The following is a 16,404-nucleotide window of genomic DNA, read 5'->3' on the forward strand; positions in this document are numbered from 1 at the left end:
ATGGGCGATGCGTTCAGGAAAGGGCCTCGCTGGCGGACACGCCAGCTTGTAGCTTTTGCAAGACATGGGTGTAACGCGACGCAAGATCAAAAACGCGTGAAGTGACGGCTCCGATTTCGTCGTGGAGCGTTCCGGGGGTGATGGCGGCGCCGTCGCGGAAGAGAAGGTTGCCGGACTGCAGATGCAGTTCAACACAGCCGAGGTAGAGGCGTTCATTGACGAGCGCGCTGAATACAAGGGCCTCAGTCAGTTGTGTGCCGCTAAGGGTGTGACGCCAGATGACGAGACAGCGGAAGCATTGGCCAGCTGCGTCCAGAATCCATAGCACTTCGCTGAATGCATCGTCGGGTGACAGCGTTACGGCAACGACGTGTTCGCCTTCACGATCAAAACTGGTGGGTGCCCAATCAAATGTGGCGCAAATCTGCACCACCACTTCGCAAAACAGATCGGCCGTGATCGGTGCCGCGCTAATCATTTTTTATTTCCTTTGCCCGGAACGGTGTGTTGCTCGACGAGGTCGCTGGTGTTGCGCTTTATCGATTTGCGTTCAATGGTTATCGTGAATGTTTCGCCAGCAAAGCCAAATTGCTCGATGAAATCAGCCTTTTGCGCAGCGACTGCGTTGGCCTTGTTTGGTCCGTCAGCAAATTTATCGTCGTAGCGCTTACCGAGTCTGCGGTTCTCGGAGGCTTTTCCGAGGAACAGGTTGGGAAGGTAGTTATTGGCCTTCTGCAACATTTCGCGTGCGGCAGCCACGATGCCGGGTTTGGTCTCGCTGGCAGGCGTGGTGGGATGCTTGGGATGGGATTTGAGCATGTTTGCGGCTTCGGAGAATTTCTTGGGGCGAATGGCGGCATCGGTGCTGGAGATGGTGTCGCTGATCGATATCTTGTGGCGGATATCAAACTTCGCATTTCTGAATTCGCCTGGCTGGGCGTCCGCTTTGACGGTATCCCAGATCGGGTTTTTCGTTCGGTCACTGAAGTGCGCAATCGTCTCTGGTGTCCAGCCGAGTTGCTTGCGGTCGATAAACAGCGGCCCGACGATACCATCGGCCTTGATGAGCGCATCAACGGTGGAACCGATGGCGTCATTGGCAGCTTTGAGTTCGGCCTGTTTGCCCGGTAGCGCCGGGTCGGCCTTGTTGGCGCGCTCCATGGCGGCAATGGTAGTGATGAGTCCGCGTGCCTTGCTGATGGCGCCGCCGACGGCGCCAATCTTGTCCTTGTTGGCGTCTTTGAAGGCTGCGTCTTTCTTCGACAGGTATTCTGCGAGGAACGCGTCCGCGGCCTTGGGGGCGCTGGCAATCATCAGCTTGGGCGACGAACCCTCTTCGACAAAGATGGTGTGACCGTGCCCCGTGTCGTCGCGGAAGCGTGCCTTGGTAGCTCCCCAGTTGAACAGTTTCTTGAGCGCATCCTTGCCCTTGCCGATCAGCTTTGCCAGCAGCTTCTTGGCTACACCGACTACCCAGCCAATCGCCGCATCCAATGCCTTGTCGACGGGGTCACGCACCTTGCGGATGACGCCCATGACCTTGTCGGCGATCTTGCCGACGGCGAAGTTGAGCAGGAAATTGATGGCGATGTTGAGCATGCCGGCGAGGATGCCCTCGACCTTCTTGGCGGCGGCGCCGATGTTGCCGGCGGCAATCTGCACGATGCTGGTTGCGATGGCTTTGCCTACAGCGGCGATCTGCTTGATGTTTTCGTAGACCGTGGTGATCAGCGTGACGATGGACATGATCGCGCTGATGAAGCCGGCGCCCGGAATGAACATCGCGACGACCTTGGGGATGGCCTTCTTGACGATGGCGTCGACGACGAGGCCGGTGATGCCGTCGACGATGGTGCCGACCAGGCTGCCGAGCTGGCCCTTGATCTGTGCCCAGGCCGCAATGGGACCCTGATTCTTCAGGGTGATGATGACGTCAACCGCGCCTTCGGCGAAGGCAACCGTCTTCTCACCGAGCACCTTGACGAGTTTCTCGCGCAAGTTGGCCCAGGAGAGACCGAGCACCGACAGGCCGAGCTTGAAGAGCTCCATCAGGTCGAAGGATTTCGGGATGTAGACGCCGGGCAGTGAGCCGGTCAGCCAGTTGAGCAGACCCTTCTTGAGGTGGTTCACGAAGTTGCCGGCGAACATGTTGAAGCCGGCCTTGCCCGCGTTGGCGAGGTTGCGCACGAAAGGCATGGGGTTCTTGAGGATGTCCCTGAGCGCCCCGCCGGTCTGCTTGACGTAGCCCATGACGCCGGGTTTGACGACGTCGAAGACGATCTCCAGCAGATCCCACACGGCCTTGGCGGCCCAGGTGATGAAGTCGCCTGCGAAGTTGGCGAAGACCTTGCCGAGCTTGATGAAAGCCAGGGGGATGAGGACGATGTCGTAGATCGTCAGCGATTTCAGTGCGGTCAGGAACAGGCCGGGGATGGCCATGACCTTCTGCTTGAGGATGCCCGTGTTCTGCTTGAACCACGCGACAGTGCGCGGGATGGCCTTGGCCTGCTTGATCGTGGCCCAGGTTTCGCCCTGGTTCACGAAGTCCATGAAGGCGCCCATCAGGGCTTCGCCATCGAGGCTGGCGGCATCGCCCGTGATCGGGTCCTTGCCCATGATGCCGCACAGGATCTTGTAGCCGCTGGTGGTTTGCGCGTAGGCGCCGATGGGCTTGAGGATGAGGTCCTTGATCAGCTCGACGATGCCTGTGCCCAGGGACTTGGCGAGCCCGATGACCTGGTCGATGGGACCGGTAATGATGGCCTTGCCGCTCTCCCACAGCGCACCGAGCCCGCCGAGGATCTTGGAGCCGATGTTCTTGATGAACTGTTTGACGTCGTTCCAGATGTTCTTGCCGACATCCTTGACGGCGTCGAACGCTGTCGACACCCAGGCGCTGACCTTGGCGAAGACGCCGTGGTTGGTGAGCGCTTCGTTGATCTTGGGGCCGATGCCCGGCAGCAGGCTGATGACGCCGCGCATGATGTTGCCGGCATCGCGTGGCACTGACGTCTGGTTGAGCGGGTCGTAGCCGATGATGACCTTGAACAGCGGGTAGCCGGGCAGGCTGTCGGCCTTCTCCTTGACGTAGTCCCAAGGGTCCGGCAGCAGGTCGCGCTGGATCGTACCTTCGGCCACCGGTTCGCGATGGACGACGCTGTCGTCGACGCTGCGCTGCGCACCGGCGCCTTGCTTCGCGCCGCCCTGCTGCACGGTGTGGGTGAGTTCGTGGGCGAGCAGCTCCTTGCCTTCGGCGGTGTCGGGTTTGAACTGGCCGGCGCCGAAGAAGATGTCCTGGCCCACCGTGAAGGCCTTGGCGGACAGGTCTTGCGACATGCCCGCCGCCTGCTCGCCGGTGTGGACGCGCACGCCGCTGAAGTCGGCATCGAAGCGTGGTTCCATGAAGCGCCGCACGCTGGGCGGTAGCGGGCTGCCGCCGCCGCGCGCGTTGCGGATCTCGGCAGCGAGGTTGGCCGACACATCCACTTGTCCATCGACCGTGCTCGCCGAGCGCTTCTGCCGCTGCACGAGGGCGATGCCGCGCGGGCTGGCTTCGGCCACCATGCGCGCCAGTGCCGATTCGCGTTGCACGATGAGGCCTGCCATGCGCGCCAAGTAGGGCGACTGCCATGCCGAACGCATGACGGTTTTCGTGCCGCCGCTCTTGCCGCCTGGCTGGTCTGCCGCGCCGGGGCGCTTGATGCCGGCCGGCATCTGCATCACGCGCTTCGCCGTCTCCTCGGCTTCCTTCTCGGCTGCATCGTTGGGCGACGAGACCTTCATTGCTGGTGCGCACTGCACCGTTACCGGGGGTGATGGCACACGCACCGGCGCCGGCAGCGTCGTCGCGCGGTTGACCTGCGCGGCGCGTTGCACGGTGGGTGCGGTGGTTTTCGTGGTGACGGCGGTGCTCATGCGTTCAGGCGTCCGGAGCACTTGTCATTCCCGCCAGCTTTACAGTCGGCGAAGCCGCACTGCGCTCCCCTCCCCCGCTTGCGGGGGAGGGGGTGGGGGAGAGGGTACTCGCGGGAATCCAGTGTCGTTCGAAACGGCAAAGAAAAGTCGCTGGGTTCCCGCCTTCGCGGGAACGACGAATTGCGCGAGTAGTGTGGATAGCGCTCATGCGACTCAGGTGTCCGGGTAGGGCGGAATGTCGTGGTCGACGGTGACCTTTTCTTTCTTGCTGCCTACCTTGTTCTTCAACTCTCCCGGATCGTCCGGGTCTTCCTCCAGCTCCTGCCAGTTGCAATCGAACGATTTGGCGAGCAATCCTTCCTGAGAGACAACGCCTTTCTTCTCATCGGCGTCGCTGATGGTGCGTGCGCTCGACGGGTAGTTCACGATGACTTCGTAGCGGTACCAGCGTGGCTTGGACTTGGTGCCGATGTTGTCGACGATGAAATTCTCGACCTGCGAGTAGTGCCGCGCGTTCATGCTGAACGTGATCGGTGTGAGGTTGTCGCTGCGGTCGCCGGCACCACCCAGGCGATGATTGAGCAGATGCCCCAGCACGTAGAGACGGATATCGGATTTGCGGCGGATGTTGACCTTCTCCCAGATCGGCGGCGCACCCGCTTCGGAGGGCCGGCTGCCGAACTCCTTGAAGTCCGGGCCGATAGGGTCGGCAAGCATGCGCGTGGCGCCGCGATTGCCATTGGCTGTGTAGTAATGAACCTTGGATCTAATGCCCGCAGCGCCGGTGCCTTCAACCGGTGTCGGCCTCTTGGCTTTTGGATTGACCTCACCTTCGATGGTCCACTTGCCGTTCTCGAGCACGACATCCAGACGCGTCATGCGGTGCTTGACCCGAATGACCGCGAGCAGAGGACGCAGCACAACAGCGCCCACGGGCTTGCCGTGATACTTCATCACGGCGGTGTATGCCTCGGCCATGCCCTGATCGAGGCGTTGCTGTGGCGTGGCTTTGGGGTCACCACCCATGGCCCGGCTGAGTAGCCCGCGCGCCTTGTCCGCCACCCATTTCGCCACCCTGGCGAGCACGCCGTCCACCTTGTCACGCACCTTCTGTATCGCGTCGCGGATCTTCGCCGTGATGCCATTGAGGCGTAGCAGGGCGGCGAGGAAGTTGATGACGAGGGAGAGGCCGCGTGCGAGGCCATCTTCCATCGCCTGTGCGGCAGCACCGATGTTGCCGGCCGCGATCTCGGCTATCGACCCGAGGAAGTTCGACACCATCTTCGCAATCTGCTTCGCCTTCTGGATGAAGAAGACGACCGTGTCGTAGATGCCGATGATGGCCTTGACGATGCCGGCGCCGGGCACGAACAGGCTCACCACCCACTGGATGGCCTGCTCGATGATCTTCATCTTGATGAAGTCTTGCACCGCTGCGACGAAGGCTTCGCTCATCTCGCTGGCAATGCTCTTGAGCTGTTCCCACGCGGCCATGGGGCCTTCGGTGACCAGGGTTTTCACGAGTGTGAAGGTCTTCTCCAGCCCGCTCACGGCGGGCTCGCCCATCTCGGTGACGAGGTGTTTGCGCAGATTGGTGTATGAGACGCCAATCATCTGCAGCGCGACGCCGATGATGCCCTGCAGGTTCCACACCGAGGGCAGCTTGAGGCCTTCGAGCGAGCCCGTGAGCCATTCGAACAGCGCATCCTTGAGGTGCTTGAGGAAGTTCTTGCCGAAGTTCTCGAAGCCCGTGATGGCGGCGCGCATGAGGTTCTTCACGAAGGCGATGGGCTGCGTGAAGATGGCCTTGAGCACGGCCGCACCCTTGCTGATGATGTCTTCGATCTCGCCGAGCGAATAACCGAACTTCGACAGCGCCCAGGTGAAGAACTTCTTGGCGGCCCACAGCAGCAGCTTGCCGAGCTTGGCGAGCGCGCCCGACATGGCCTCCTTCATCTTCTCGATCTTCTCGTCGATGGCCTTGATGGCGGCCTGCTGCTTGTCGGCGAGTTGCTGCTGCAGCTCCTCTTCCTTCTTCGCGATGAAGCCGTCCAGGGCGTCGAGCTGTTCGCTCACTTCGCCCGCCACCTTCTGGCCGATCTGTTTGAGTGCAGGGCCGAGCTTGTCGACGTAGTCCTTGATCGTGCTGCGAGCCTGTGCCAGCTCGTCCTTGCACTCCTGGATGACGCGTTTGTTGTCGGCGCTGATCTGTGCGACGAGGCCTTCGATGCGGCTCACGAAGGCAGCACGGTTGCGGTCGAAGATGGCCTTCACACCCGGCAGTTCGTCCATGCCGAGCAGCCAGTCCTTGGCCTTGCGCGCCCAGCCGAACATGCCGGAGTAGCGGTCGTCCTTGAAGGCGTCGATGTCGCGATTGACGTTGTTCTCGAAGTCGCGCGTCGCCTGCGCATTGCCATCGTCGAAGCGCTTCATCGATTGCGTTTCGAGATCGGCGAGCTTCTTCGTCACCTTGGCCTGTGCGGCCTTGTGGATGCCGTTGATGTGGTTGGCGACTTCCTCGCGTTTCTTCTCCAGCGTGGTCTTGGCGTGGCGCTGCTTTTCGCCGGTGGCGCCGAGGCCGCCCTTGCGGCGCGTGACCATGGCATCGCGTTGCTTCTTCTCGCTCTGCTGCATGTCGGCGTCGACTTTCGCGGTCTCCTGCTTTGCGAAGTTCTGGATAGCCGCGGGCTCTTTGGCCGCCATGTCGGCCATGCCCTTCTTCTCCTTGTTGGCCGTGGCGAGGTCGCCGCTGTCGACCATGTCGAGCTGTTCCTGCGTGACGCCTTCTTCCTTGAGTTTGGCGTCGGCCTCGTTGGTGAACTTGCTGACGTCGGTGTGTTCGCGCTGCAGCGGCGCAATGGCGTTTGCGCCCAGCTGTAGGTTGGGTGTGGCCGGTGCCTTCTCCATCGGCGGTAGTGCCTCGGGCGTGTGGTCAGGCGCGGCCGGCGGCGGGGTCTGGCCCATGTCGGCGAAGGTGCCGACGACGGCGTTCTTGTCGCCCTGCACGGTCTTGAGCACATCGGCACCGATGTGCTGGCCCTTCATGTCGCGCTTGAAGTTGTCGACGTCCTCGATGTTCTTCGGCACGTTGTCGCGCAGCGATTGCTGCAGGGTCTGCTTGCCCTTGTTCTCGTCGACGGGCGGCGCGGGGCGCGCACCGACTGCATTGACCTGACCGGTGTTGCTGCGCGACTGGTTCTCGGCCACGGGCGACACCACGGCCTTCTCGCTCTGTTCGAGTTTCTGCGCAGCGTTGTCGTGCGTCTGCTCGTTGGCGGAAAGCTTCGCCAGCATGGCGGTGCCACGTGCGAGCACCGGGCGCGCTCTGGCAATGAGGAACAGCGCAACCTTGCCGCCGACTTCACGCAGCTGCCCCTTGCCCCTGCCACGATTAGCGCCGCGGGCGCTGCCACCCTTCGCACCGCCAGCACGCTTGTCACTGCCGGTGGCCTTGCCATCCTTCTTGCCGCTCTTGTCAGCAGGTTTGCGCACGTCGGGAATGGGTAGCGGGCCGGGGCCCTTGCCGAGCCTTTGTTTCGCCGCCTCGGCCTCAGCCTCCAGCTTCGCGGCACTCTCGCGCGTCATGTCGGACGGCAGCTCGATGACCTGGCCGTTGCGCATGCGATAGAAGCGCTCGCCGAGCAGCTTGTCGATGGCAGAGAGGCGCGCATCACCCGGCGCACTGCCGACCATGCCGGGCGAAGTGCGCGCGCCGCCCATGGTGCTTTGCAGGGTTTGCGTGGTGGCGGAGGGTGCGGCAGTCGGCCCGGTGACAACCGGCGCCGGGGGCGCTGGGCGGTTGACGAGTTGTGGGCCCTGGGTCTGCATGGTGACGTGTTAGCGACGGAGACAGACGCGGGTGGAACACGGCTCCGCCACGCGATGTGCGACCTCCCCCTTTGCAAAAGGGGGGCGAGGCAGGGAATTGGCAGCGCATTGCTCTGCCTCTACGCAGCCGGGCTGCCGTGCAAAGCAGCCCGTGGGCAAGAGCGGGATTGGTCTTGTCGTGGCCAGACGAAATCCCCCCCAGCCCCCCTTTTGCAAAGGGGGGAGCGCGAGTGTGCAGGCTCTGTTCTGCCCGGTTCTCATGGGCGGATCAGAAAGCTTGCTCAAGGCAGGCGCTCACAGCGCACGGCCCTCTTTGTTCAACTCGCGGCGGATGCCTTCTTCCACATCCGATGCGAGGATGGTCGTGTCGGCGCGCGCCAGCGCACGCAGCGCGGCGTAGCGGCTGACGTTCATGATGGTGCCGCCCGACAGTTCGTGGCGCTCGGCGAGGCGGGCGAGGTCGAGGCGCGGCTCCAGCGTGGCGCGCGGCGGGAAGGCTTCGCGCCACAGGCGCAGGCGTTCGGCGCTGCGCGGCAGCGGGAAGTGCACGACGGACTGGAAGCGGCGCAGGAAGGCGTCGTCGATGTTGCCCTTGAGGTTAGTGGCGAGGATCACGACGCCGCGGAAATCCTCGATGCGCTGCAGGAGGTAGCTGACCTCCTGGTTGGCATAGCGGTCGTGCGAATCGCTGACCTGGGTACGCTTGCCGAACAGCGCATCGGCTTCGTCGAAGAACAGGATCCAGCGCCGGTCTTCGGCCTGCTCGAAAATGCGCGCGAGGTTCTTCTCGGTCTCGCCGATGTACTTCGACACCACCATCGACAGGTCGACCTTGTAGACCTCGCAGCCGCACAGCTTGCCGAGCAGCGCGGCGGACAGCGTCTTGCCCGTGCCCGGCGGGCCGCAGAACAGACTCGTGTAGCCGGGGCGCAGGCGGTGGCCCATGCCCCAGTCGTCGAGCAGGGTGCTGCCATGCTGCAGCCAGTTGCGGATTTCGTCGAGCTGGGCCAGCGTGGCTTCGGGCAGCACCAGCTCGTCCCAGCGCAGGCCGCTGGTGATGCGGCGCGCGGGGAAGTATTCGTTGAATGCCGGGCGCTCGTCCTGCCCGCGCGTGATCGTTGCGACAAAGCGCGGCGAGAGTCGCAGTGCGGCGCTGCTGCGCGGCTCGCCCGGTGCGACATGGCTGGTGTAGAGCACGTCAAGGCGCGCGAGGCGGGCTTCGGGTTCCAGCATGCTGGCGACCTTCAGGCGTTCGGTCAGCAAGTCGCCGGCAAGCAGGAACTGCGCGGTCTCGATGCTGGGGATGAAGCCGCTGCCTGCCATCGCGTCAGGGCGGCCGGTGTAGCCGCCGAACTCGGTGAAGGGGCGCTGCGTGACGTCGTTGCGCGTCAGCAGCACGTCGAGCAGTTGTGGGCGCAGATGCGGCACGAGGGCCAGCACGATCAGCAGACGCTCTGCAGCGCTGATGTCGTAGCGCTGCAGGAAGCGCGACCAGCTCGACTGGCTGGCCGACAGGTCAGGTGGCGGTGTGCCTTCCTGTGGCAACGGCGGGCTTTGCGACGGGTCGCCGAAGTAGGCCTTGAGGCGCAGTTCCAGCTGGCTGGCAAACCAGTCGAGTTCGCGTTCGAGGTCCTGGCCGTTAGCGATCAGGGCGTCGGCCAGTCGGTGAAGATCGGTCTGGTCATCCATGGCAGTCTCACGATGCTGATACTCCATGGCAGCTGGCCGAGGAGCATGTCGAAGGGGCGGGGTTCGGGTTGTAGCTGCCAGCCCTCTTGCGGGCCGTTGCTGATCGGGCGCAGCAGGCCCGTGCGTTGCAGGAAGGTGGTTTGCAGCCCCTCTGCGCTGGTGCTGCGCAGGGCTGGCCAGTGCGACACCATGGCCGACAGCAGGGCCGCGCACTCGGCCTTGTCGGTGTCGTCTATCAGGCCAGGCGAGACCGCCAGCGCCGCGTCCGGCGAGAGGCCCAGTAGCGGTTTGATGAAGCCCAGCTCGAATTCGTGGACCTCGTCGCGACTCCAGGCCAGCCAGTGCAGCAGCGCGGCGGCACGCGGCAGCTTCGCGACGGGAATCTCCTTGTCATCGAGCAGACGGCACTCCAGCAGCAGGCTGGAGAGGAAGGGGTGCGCCAGCACGAGGCCGGCGCTGGCGACGCGCAGACCGAGTTGTGTGTCGGTGCTGTCTTCATCGCGCGGTAGCGTGGTGGCGATGGCAAGGGGCGGCAGGTTCTGCGCGGCGTGTGGTGCTTCCGCTTCCGGTAGCGCCGCAGGCATGGCTGCCGCTGCGTTGTCGGGCATGCCTTCGGTGGACTGCGTTGCCGCGTTTGTCGTCTGTGCGGGGTCATCGCGGCGCGTCGGGTTGGGCGCGCGCACGCTGTCGGCAGCGAGCAAGTGATCGGGGCGCATTGCTAGCGGTTCGTCGAGCAGGTCGAGCAACACGGCAGGAATGCCGCTGAGGGGCGCAATGAGCGCACGCAGGGCCTGCATGCTGGACGGCGGGCTACCCACCCACAGCTGCGCCAGCGTGGCGGCTTGCGCCAGCATCAGGCTGTGCGTGGGCACTTCGCTGATCTGCACGCTGCCGAGAAAGGCGTGCAAGGGATAGCGCCAGCGCAGCACGCTGGCCGCATCGGGTGCGCGGTCAAGCATGGCGGGCACCCACTCGGTTCGCAGGGCCTCGGGTAGTAACTGCAGGAAGCGGAAGAGGAAGGCCACGCAGGTGTCGAAGTCTCGCGGCAGGCTGCGTTGCAGTACGCCGGGGCCGCGCAGCCACTGGCTGGCGAGTGGCAGGGCTTCCTGGCGCAGCAGTGCAGCGAGGTCCGGCGTCGTGTCGCTGACGTCGGTCGGCGCGTCGTACCAGGCGAGGTGGCCGCTCTGCAGGTAGTGCATGACGGTGTTGCGGCGGCCAGCAGCGCGCTGGATGTGGCGCACGGCACCACCCTCGGGCGAGCGACCGGCGAGTGCGGCTTCGATCTGCTCGCGCAGCAGGGCGGGCAGTTGCTCAGGCAGGTCGGTCGCCAGGGCCTCGATCTTGCCGAGGCGGATGTGCAGCGTGAGGCGTGGGATGTGGATGATCTCGTCGTCACCGCAGACCGCATCGAAGGCTGCGCTCATGGCGGGCAGCAGGCTGTCCTCCAGCGCGCTGCGCAGTTGCGCACGCGCGGCGAAGCCCGCGGCCTTGTCAGGCACGCGAACTTCCCAGCGCTGGCGGCGGATGCGGTGCGGCACTGGCATGGTTGTCAGAATTTAATGCCCACGACATTGGCGACGGCGTGCGCCGCATTGGAGGAGCCCTGCGGCGCGCTGTTCGCGATGGTCTGCAGCCCGGCCTGCGCAGTCTTCACGGCGCCATCGTCCTTGACCTTGACGAGCGCGTTGCCCATCTCGGCGACGGCGTTGGCGCCCGGCTGGCCGGCAGCCATGCTGACGCCGGCATCCACCATGCGCTGGGTGGCATTGGTAACGCCCTTTGCGATCTCCTGTTCGTACTGGACGATCTGCTTCTTGACCGCGGCCTCCGCCTCCTTGCCCAGCTTGCCGCTGGCAACATCGTTACGCAGCTTGTCGAGCTGGTTGGCCTTGCCCTTGAGGTCTTCAAGCAGGGAGTTGAGCAGCGAGTCGCCGGTGTCGACAAAGCCGAAGCCCGGATCTTTCACGTTGCCGACGTTGAACTTGCTGACCACTTCGGCGATGGAGCCCAGAGAGTCCTTGAAGAAGACCTGGTAGTCCTTCTGGATGTTGATTTCCTTGAGCCACTCGTCGCGGATGCCGGTCTTGAGATCGTCGAAGCGCCATTCGATGGGTTTGAGCACCTTGACACCCTCACGGATGAAATCCGGCACGACCGGCGTCAGCGTCGGCTCGTCGGCTTCGTCCTCGGCGTCTTCGGTCTCACGATAGGGCAGCATGAAGTCGGCAACAACGGTCGCGCTGTCGTTGTAGACCACCACGAAGGTGCCGCCGCGCAGCACGCCGGCGTAGTGTTCGAGACCGGGGTGGGTTTTGAGATAGTTGGCGAGCAGTACGCGCTCGTCGGCCTTCTTGTCCTTGTCGTCGATGAGCACGTCAAGCCAGTCCAGCCATTGGCGGTGGTTGTTCGACAGGTGGGTGTCGAGTGCCGTGATGTAGTCGGTACGCGCAATATCGCCGAACTGACGCTTGAAGTTTGCGGCGGTGACTTGCGCTTCCGAATGGGAAGAGGCCCAGGTGTTATCGGCGCGGAAGTCGCTGTAGCGCTTCGCGGTCAGTGCCTTGCGCACATTACCGGCCGACTTGGAGAAGGAGCCGTGGGTGTTGGCTGCCTCCGTCGCGCGCGTGCCCTCGTCGGGGAAGAGCTTTCCCTTGGCGCCTTCCGCCACCTTTTCGCTGAAGGCCTTGCTGAACTCTGTGGCGCGTTCGAGCTGCGTGTCGACTTCGGCGCGGAACAGTTTGTGGATGCGGTGCAGGTCGTTGTAGCGGATCTTGGGTCGGCGCTTGATCGGGCCGGTGCTGGAGTGCAGCAGCACGGCACGCACGGCAAACGGCAGGTTGCGTGCCTTGATTTCGGCTTCGAGCTTGTCCATCACCGTGTCGACGTTCTGGCCGAGGTGGCCCTCGATGCGGAAGAAGTCGTACTGGCCGATCTGGCCGGTGAGCGGGGCCTGTGCGGCTGCGCTGGCCCCCAGCGTGGCAGCACGGTAGGCCGTGATGCCGGTATGCGTGCCGCGCTTGCTGCGCAGCCAGCTCCAGCTGGCGAGGAGGGAGAAGCCGCTGTCGGTCTTCGCGTAGTAGTAGGGAATCGCACGCTCTTCGAGACTCACCAGTTCGCTGCGACCGGGCGTGACGATGACGGCATCGGCGCCGCTGAGGTTGGCGGGACGCTGGAAGGTGTTGATGAGCACATGCAGCTTCTGCGCGAGGAAGTGCGCATGCGCGAGGTGCGTGCGCGCGCTGCCCGTCAGCGGCGAGGCGTAGAAGCCGGTGCGCAAGGTGGCCGGGGCCTTGAGTGCACCGAGCAGCAGGTGCTTGGGGAAGGCCATAAGGTCGGGGCACATCACGCAGTCGTTGTCGAGCAAGGCGTCGCGCAGCGCATTCCAGGTTTCGACGAGGTCCTTGAGGTAGTCGTAGAAATACTGGATGCCGCTGGTGTTGCTGCTGTAGCTCGTCAGCGTGCTGTTGAGCTGGGCGATCCAGGCCGGGCTGGGGTCGCCGCCGAACAGATCTTGCGTGAGCACGGGGATCTGTTTGTGCAGTTCATCGACCGCATTGACCAGCGCGTTCTTGATGGTGGTGCAGGCCGTGAGGTAAAGCGATGCCAGGGCGGCGGTGGTAGTCAGTGCGCCGCTGATCTGCGGGCGGGTGGCGACCAGCACGGGCAGCTGGCTGGCCTTGTCGGTGAGCGAGGAGATCGTGCCGAGCAGCGCCGCTGCATCGGTCTCGCGCACCAGCAGCATGCGCGGCGTGTGCGTGGCGACAATGCCCAGGTTGTCGCAGTCGGCGGCGCTGCACAGGTCGTGGTCGAGCTCATAGCTCTCCATGTACATCACGACGACGTAGCTGTTGAGCGCGGAGGGCAGTGTGGCGAGCGGTTTCTTGAGCACGTCGCTCTCGCCTTCGCGCACCAGCTCGAAGACGGGCAGCATGGTCTGGTTGGGCGCCACGCCGGTGTAGAAGCGGCTGTAGTAGGGCGCGGTGTTGTCATAGGGCTTGAAGCTGTCGTACAGCGTATCGCTGGCGAGCATCAGCAGGTCGCCGTCGGTGGTGAGCCCCAGCCCCTTGCTGACGCGCACCTTGCCACCGGTGGCAATGGAGACGCGCAGGCCGCCGACGCAGCCGACACCCAGCAGTTCGACACGGGCGAGACGCTCCTGGTCGTCGAAGTAGCTGGCAACGCTGTTGAGCTGCGCTTCGGTGAGGACCTGGTCACGCTCGAAGACGCTGTATTCGCTGGTCAGTTTTTCGAGGCTCAGGACTGCTTTGACTGGATCGGCCATTTTGCTTGCTCCCGTTTCAGGCTTTCAGGTCTTCACTGCCCAGCGCGGTGCGGCCGAGAATGAAGGGAGGTTTGGTTTCGTCGCAGCTGCAGTCATGCAGCAAGCGGGTGGGGTAGACGCTCTTGAAGTCCTTGCCGGTCAGCACGTCGATGAGCTTCTGCATGCGCTCGGCGCGTGACGGATGCTTGAGGTCGCCGGCCACCGGGATCCAGTCGCGATAGACCGACTCCAGCGCGGCCATCTGGTCCGCATCGATCCAGCAGATCTTGGGCAGGATGTGAGCGGGCACTTCCTGGCGGATCGTCTCTTCGACGAAATTGCGGAAGGCCATGTGCTGGAAGCGGCCCGCATAGGCCGGCAGCACGATGTGGATGCGGTAGGAGTAAGGGTCGTCGTCGGCACAATCGCTGCACGAGGGATCGACGCAGATCGGGAAGAAGGGCTCCGTGAAAGGCGCCTTGGTCTCGGCCGGCAGCAGCTGCAGGTTCTCGATGAGGTACATGCCCTCGCCGCTGTAGAAGTCGCGCAGGTGCGCCATCAAGGCGGCGATGGCGGCTTCCATCAGGTCGGCGCTGGCAAAGTACTCGATGCGTCTCGCCACCACCTCACCACCCGCGTCGATGATGTTGAAGTAGCGCTTGCCGTCGACCGTGGTCTTGCGCTGATAGCCTTCGGCGAGCTGGGCACGCGTGATCGCGACTTCCATCTCCAGCTTTGCCGCGTCGGCAGTCGGGTAGTTCTTGCTGCTGCTGAGCAGGATCTTGTTGCTGACCGGGTGCTTGATGCGGAATCGGTACTCGGGCGAGCTGTCATCAACCTTGTCGACCTCGGTGTAGGCGTCGTAAGAGACGGTGCCGAGGTTGCGTCGTGAGGGATTGGGGATGTCGAGCAGGGCTGCGAGGCGCTGTTCGAGGCCCGAGATGTTGAGGCTGTTCCACTGGCTCTCGGGCGTCTTGAGCGACTTGTTCCAGCCGATGCTGCGCGCTGCGCCAAGCTGGGGCAAGGCCTGCAGATAGCGGCTCTTCACGATGGCCATCCGCGTCGGACTGTCGCCGAAAACCGAACGCATGATCTGCGCGTAGTCGTGGAACTGTTCGGCAAAACGCGCCAGCAGGTGATCGAGAATCTGGTTGCGATGCGCGATGGCCTCGCTGTCGCTCTCCAGCAGCGAGGCCAGTTCGATCTCGCTGATGCCGGCCTTGTAGATGTCGGCGTAGCCGGGAATGCTCTGCACCACCTGTGCAAAGCGCGTGCGGGCCACGGCGCGGCGCGCCTCATCGCTGAGGGCGGCTTCGTAGTCGGCAGCAAAGTCCAGGCGGAAGACGCGATTGAGCTGCGAGAGCTGGGCGTAGTAATTCGCCAGCACCTGATCGAAGAACAGCAGGTAGCCCTTGAGCTGCAGCGCCTGTGCGCGGCGCTGGGCATCGGCCTGCGGCGAGAGGCCAACGGCGGAGATGCCATACACCTCGGGGAAGTGCAGCTGGAAGCTGTGGTAGTTCGCGGTGTCACGCGGGCGGCCCAGCGGCAGGGGCAGGTCTTCGGCACCGGGCGATTCGATGGCGGCCGTTTCGGCCGCTTCGAGTGCATCGACGCGAGCCTGCAGATCGCTGCTGCTCACTGGCACCGGTACGCCGCGCTTGTAGAGCACGAGGCGGTTCACGTCGTCGACGAGCACGGGCAGGTGCCCCTCGGGTACGACGAGGCGCCACTTGTCTTCGGCTTCGGTGGCGTCCCAGGTCTTGGTGAGCTTGTTGAAGCTGACAGCGTTGATGACGATGTCGCGCACGGCGCGCACGCCGGGCAGGTCCATGATGATGCTGATGATGTCGGACAGGCGGATCTCGCGGCGCAGCTCGGCAGCGTCCAGCTCGGCGTCGTCGATGAAGCCATGTGCCAGCGCCGGGCCTTCGAAGAGTTCGGGCACGGTGTAAGGCGTGCCGTCGGCATGCGTGCGCGCCAGCATCTCGCTGAGGCTGTGGGCGAACACCGGCGGCGCAAGGTAGCGCGACACCTGGAAGCGGATCTGCGCGCTGATCTCCAGCGGATCGGCATCGGCCGTCAGTTCCAGCTCGGCACACAGGTTGTAGTGCTGCTGCTTCACCTCGTCGATGTCCACGAAGTCTTCGCACAGGTTTCGATTGGCCTGCAGCGTGGTGTCGATGACTTTGTACAGCGCTTCCTTCTCGGCCTTGGTGGCGTCGGGGTTCGTGAGCTCGATGCGCACACCGTAATGGCCCTTCACGGTGACAGGACGGATGCCCGGCGTGTGCGGGTCGTCGTGGCGCAGCTTCTTCTGAATGGTGTCGGCGTAGAAGGTGTGCGGGACGGGGTAGAACCAGGCGTTGCGCACCTGGGGCAGGTCGATGATGAGCTTGCGGTAGTCGCGCTGGGTCAATGCGCGGTTGGGCAGGATCTGGCGCGGCGTGAAGAACTGGCCGGCCATGTTGCCGGCGTTGTCGTCGGGGGTGGCGAGCAGGTCTTCGAGCGGGAAGCGCGAGCGGTACGCCAGTTCGGTGAGGGCGTAGCACAGCAGCTCCAGCGTAGTGATGCCGGGGTCGTGGAGATTGTGGTCAGTCCACAGCCGGCGCGACAGGCGACGCACGTGGTCGAGCCCGAGCGCGTGCAGTTGCTGCTGGTCGAGTGCGGCGACCGGCTCTTTCTGGCGTGACAGGGTGGGTGTGAGCAGCATG

Annotated in this window: 7 protein-coding genes; all 7 read right to left on the reverse strand. The window is 64.0% G+C overall.

Annotated features, from left to right (window positions below; genetic code table 11):
* Positions 1 to 13: 13 nt before the first annotated feature.
* On the reverse strand, positions 14 to 478 hold the full coding sequence (locus ABEA02_RS13315; protein ID WP_345533519.1) for a hypothetical protein: 465 nt from the start codon (positions 476 to 478) through the stop codon (positions 14 to 16).
* On the reverse strand, positions 475 to 3,915 hold the full coding sequence (locus tag ABEA02_RS13320; protein ID WP_345533520.1) for an eCIS core domain-containing protein: 3,441 nt from the start codon (positions 3,913 to 3,915) through the stop codon (positions 475 to 477). The genes ABEA02_RS13315 and ABEA02_RS13320 overlap by 4 nt, the downstream gene beginning before the upstream one ends.
* Positions 3,916 to 4,128: 213 nt before the next feature.
* Entirely contained in the window at positions 4,129 to 7,743 is a 3,615-nt protein-coding gene (locus ABEA02_RS13325; RefSeq protein ID WP_345533521.1) for a DNA/RNA non-specific endonuclease, read from the reverse strand.
* A gap of 294 nt (positions 7,744 to 8,037) precedes the next feature.
* Positions 8,038 to 9,432, reverse strand: coding sequence for an ATP-binding protein (locus ABEA02_RS13330; RefSeq protein ID WP_345533523.1), 1,395 nt, complete (start codon positions 9,430 to 9,432; stop codon positions 8,038 to 8,040).
* Positions 9,390 to 10,976, reverse strand: coding sequence for a contractile injection system tape measure protein (locus tag ABEA02_RS13335; protein ID WP_345533525.1), 1,587 nt, complete (start codon positions 10,974 to 10,976; stop codon positions 9,390 to 9,392). The genes ABEA02_RS13330 and ABEA02_RS13335 overlap by 43 nt, the downstream gene beginning before the upstream one ends.
* A gap of 5 nt (positions 10,977 to 10,981) precedes the next feature.
* Complete coding sequence (locus tag ABEA02_RS13340) at positions 10,982 to 13,714, reverse strand: hypothetical protein (RefSeq protein WP_345533527.1); 2,733 nt, start codon at positions 13,712 to 13,714, stop codon at positions 10,982 to 10,984.
* 16 nt (positions 13,715 to 13,730) lie between these two features.
* Complete coding sequence (locus ABEA02_RS13345) at positions 13,731 to 16,403, reverse strand: YegP family protein (protein WP_345533529.1); 2,673 nt, start codon at positions 16,401 to 16,403, stop codon at positions 13,731 to 13,733.
* Position 16,404 lies beyond the last annotated feature (1 nt).

This window comes from Viridibacterium curvum, assembly GCF_039544165.1.
Taxonomy (GTDB): domain Bacteria; phylum Pseudomonadota; class Gammaproteobacteria; order Burkholderiales; family Rhodocyclaceae; genus Viridibacterium; species Viridibacterium curvum.

Excerpts from the sequence above, each read along its gene's own strand:
- ABEA02_RS13340 (WP_345533527.1), bottom strand. The coding sequence starts at position 13,714 with ATGGCCGATCCAGTCAAAGCAGTCCTGAGCCTCGAAAAACTGACCAGC.
- ABEA02_RS13320 (WP_345533520.1), bottom strand. The coding sequence starts at position 3,915 with ATGAGCACCGCCGTCACCACGAAAACCACCGCACCCACCGTGCAACGC.
- ABEA02_RS13325 (WP_345533521.1), bottom strand. The coding sequence starts at position 7,743 with ATGCAGACCCAGGGCCCACAACTCGTCAACCGCCCAGCGCCCCCGGCG.
- ABEA02_RS13345 (WP_345533529.1), bottom strand. The coding sequence starts at position 16,403 with ATGCTGCTCACACCCACCCTGTCACGCCAGAAAGAGCCGGTCGCCGCA.
- ABEA02_RS13335 (WP_345533525.1), bottom strand. The coding sequence starts at position 10,976 with ATGCCAGTGCCGCACCGCATCCGCCGCCAGCGCTGGGAAGTTCGCGTG.
- ABEA02_RS13330 (WP_345533523.1), bottom strand. The coding sequence starts at position 9,432 with ATGGATGACCAGACCGATCTTCACCGACTGGCCGACGCCCTGATCGCT.
- ABEA02_RS13315 (WP_345533519.1), bottom strand. The coding sequence starts at position 478 with ATGATTAGCGCGGCACCGATCACGGCCGATCTGTTTTGCGAAGTGGTG.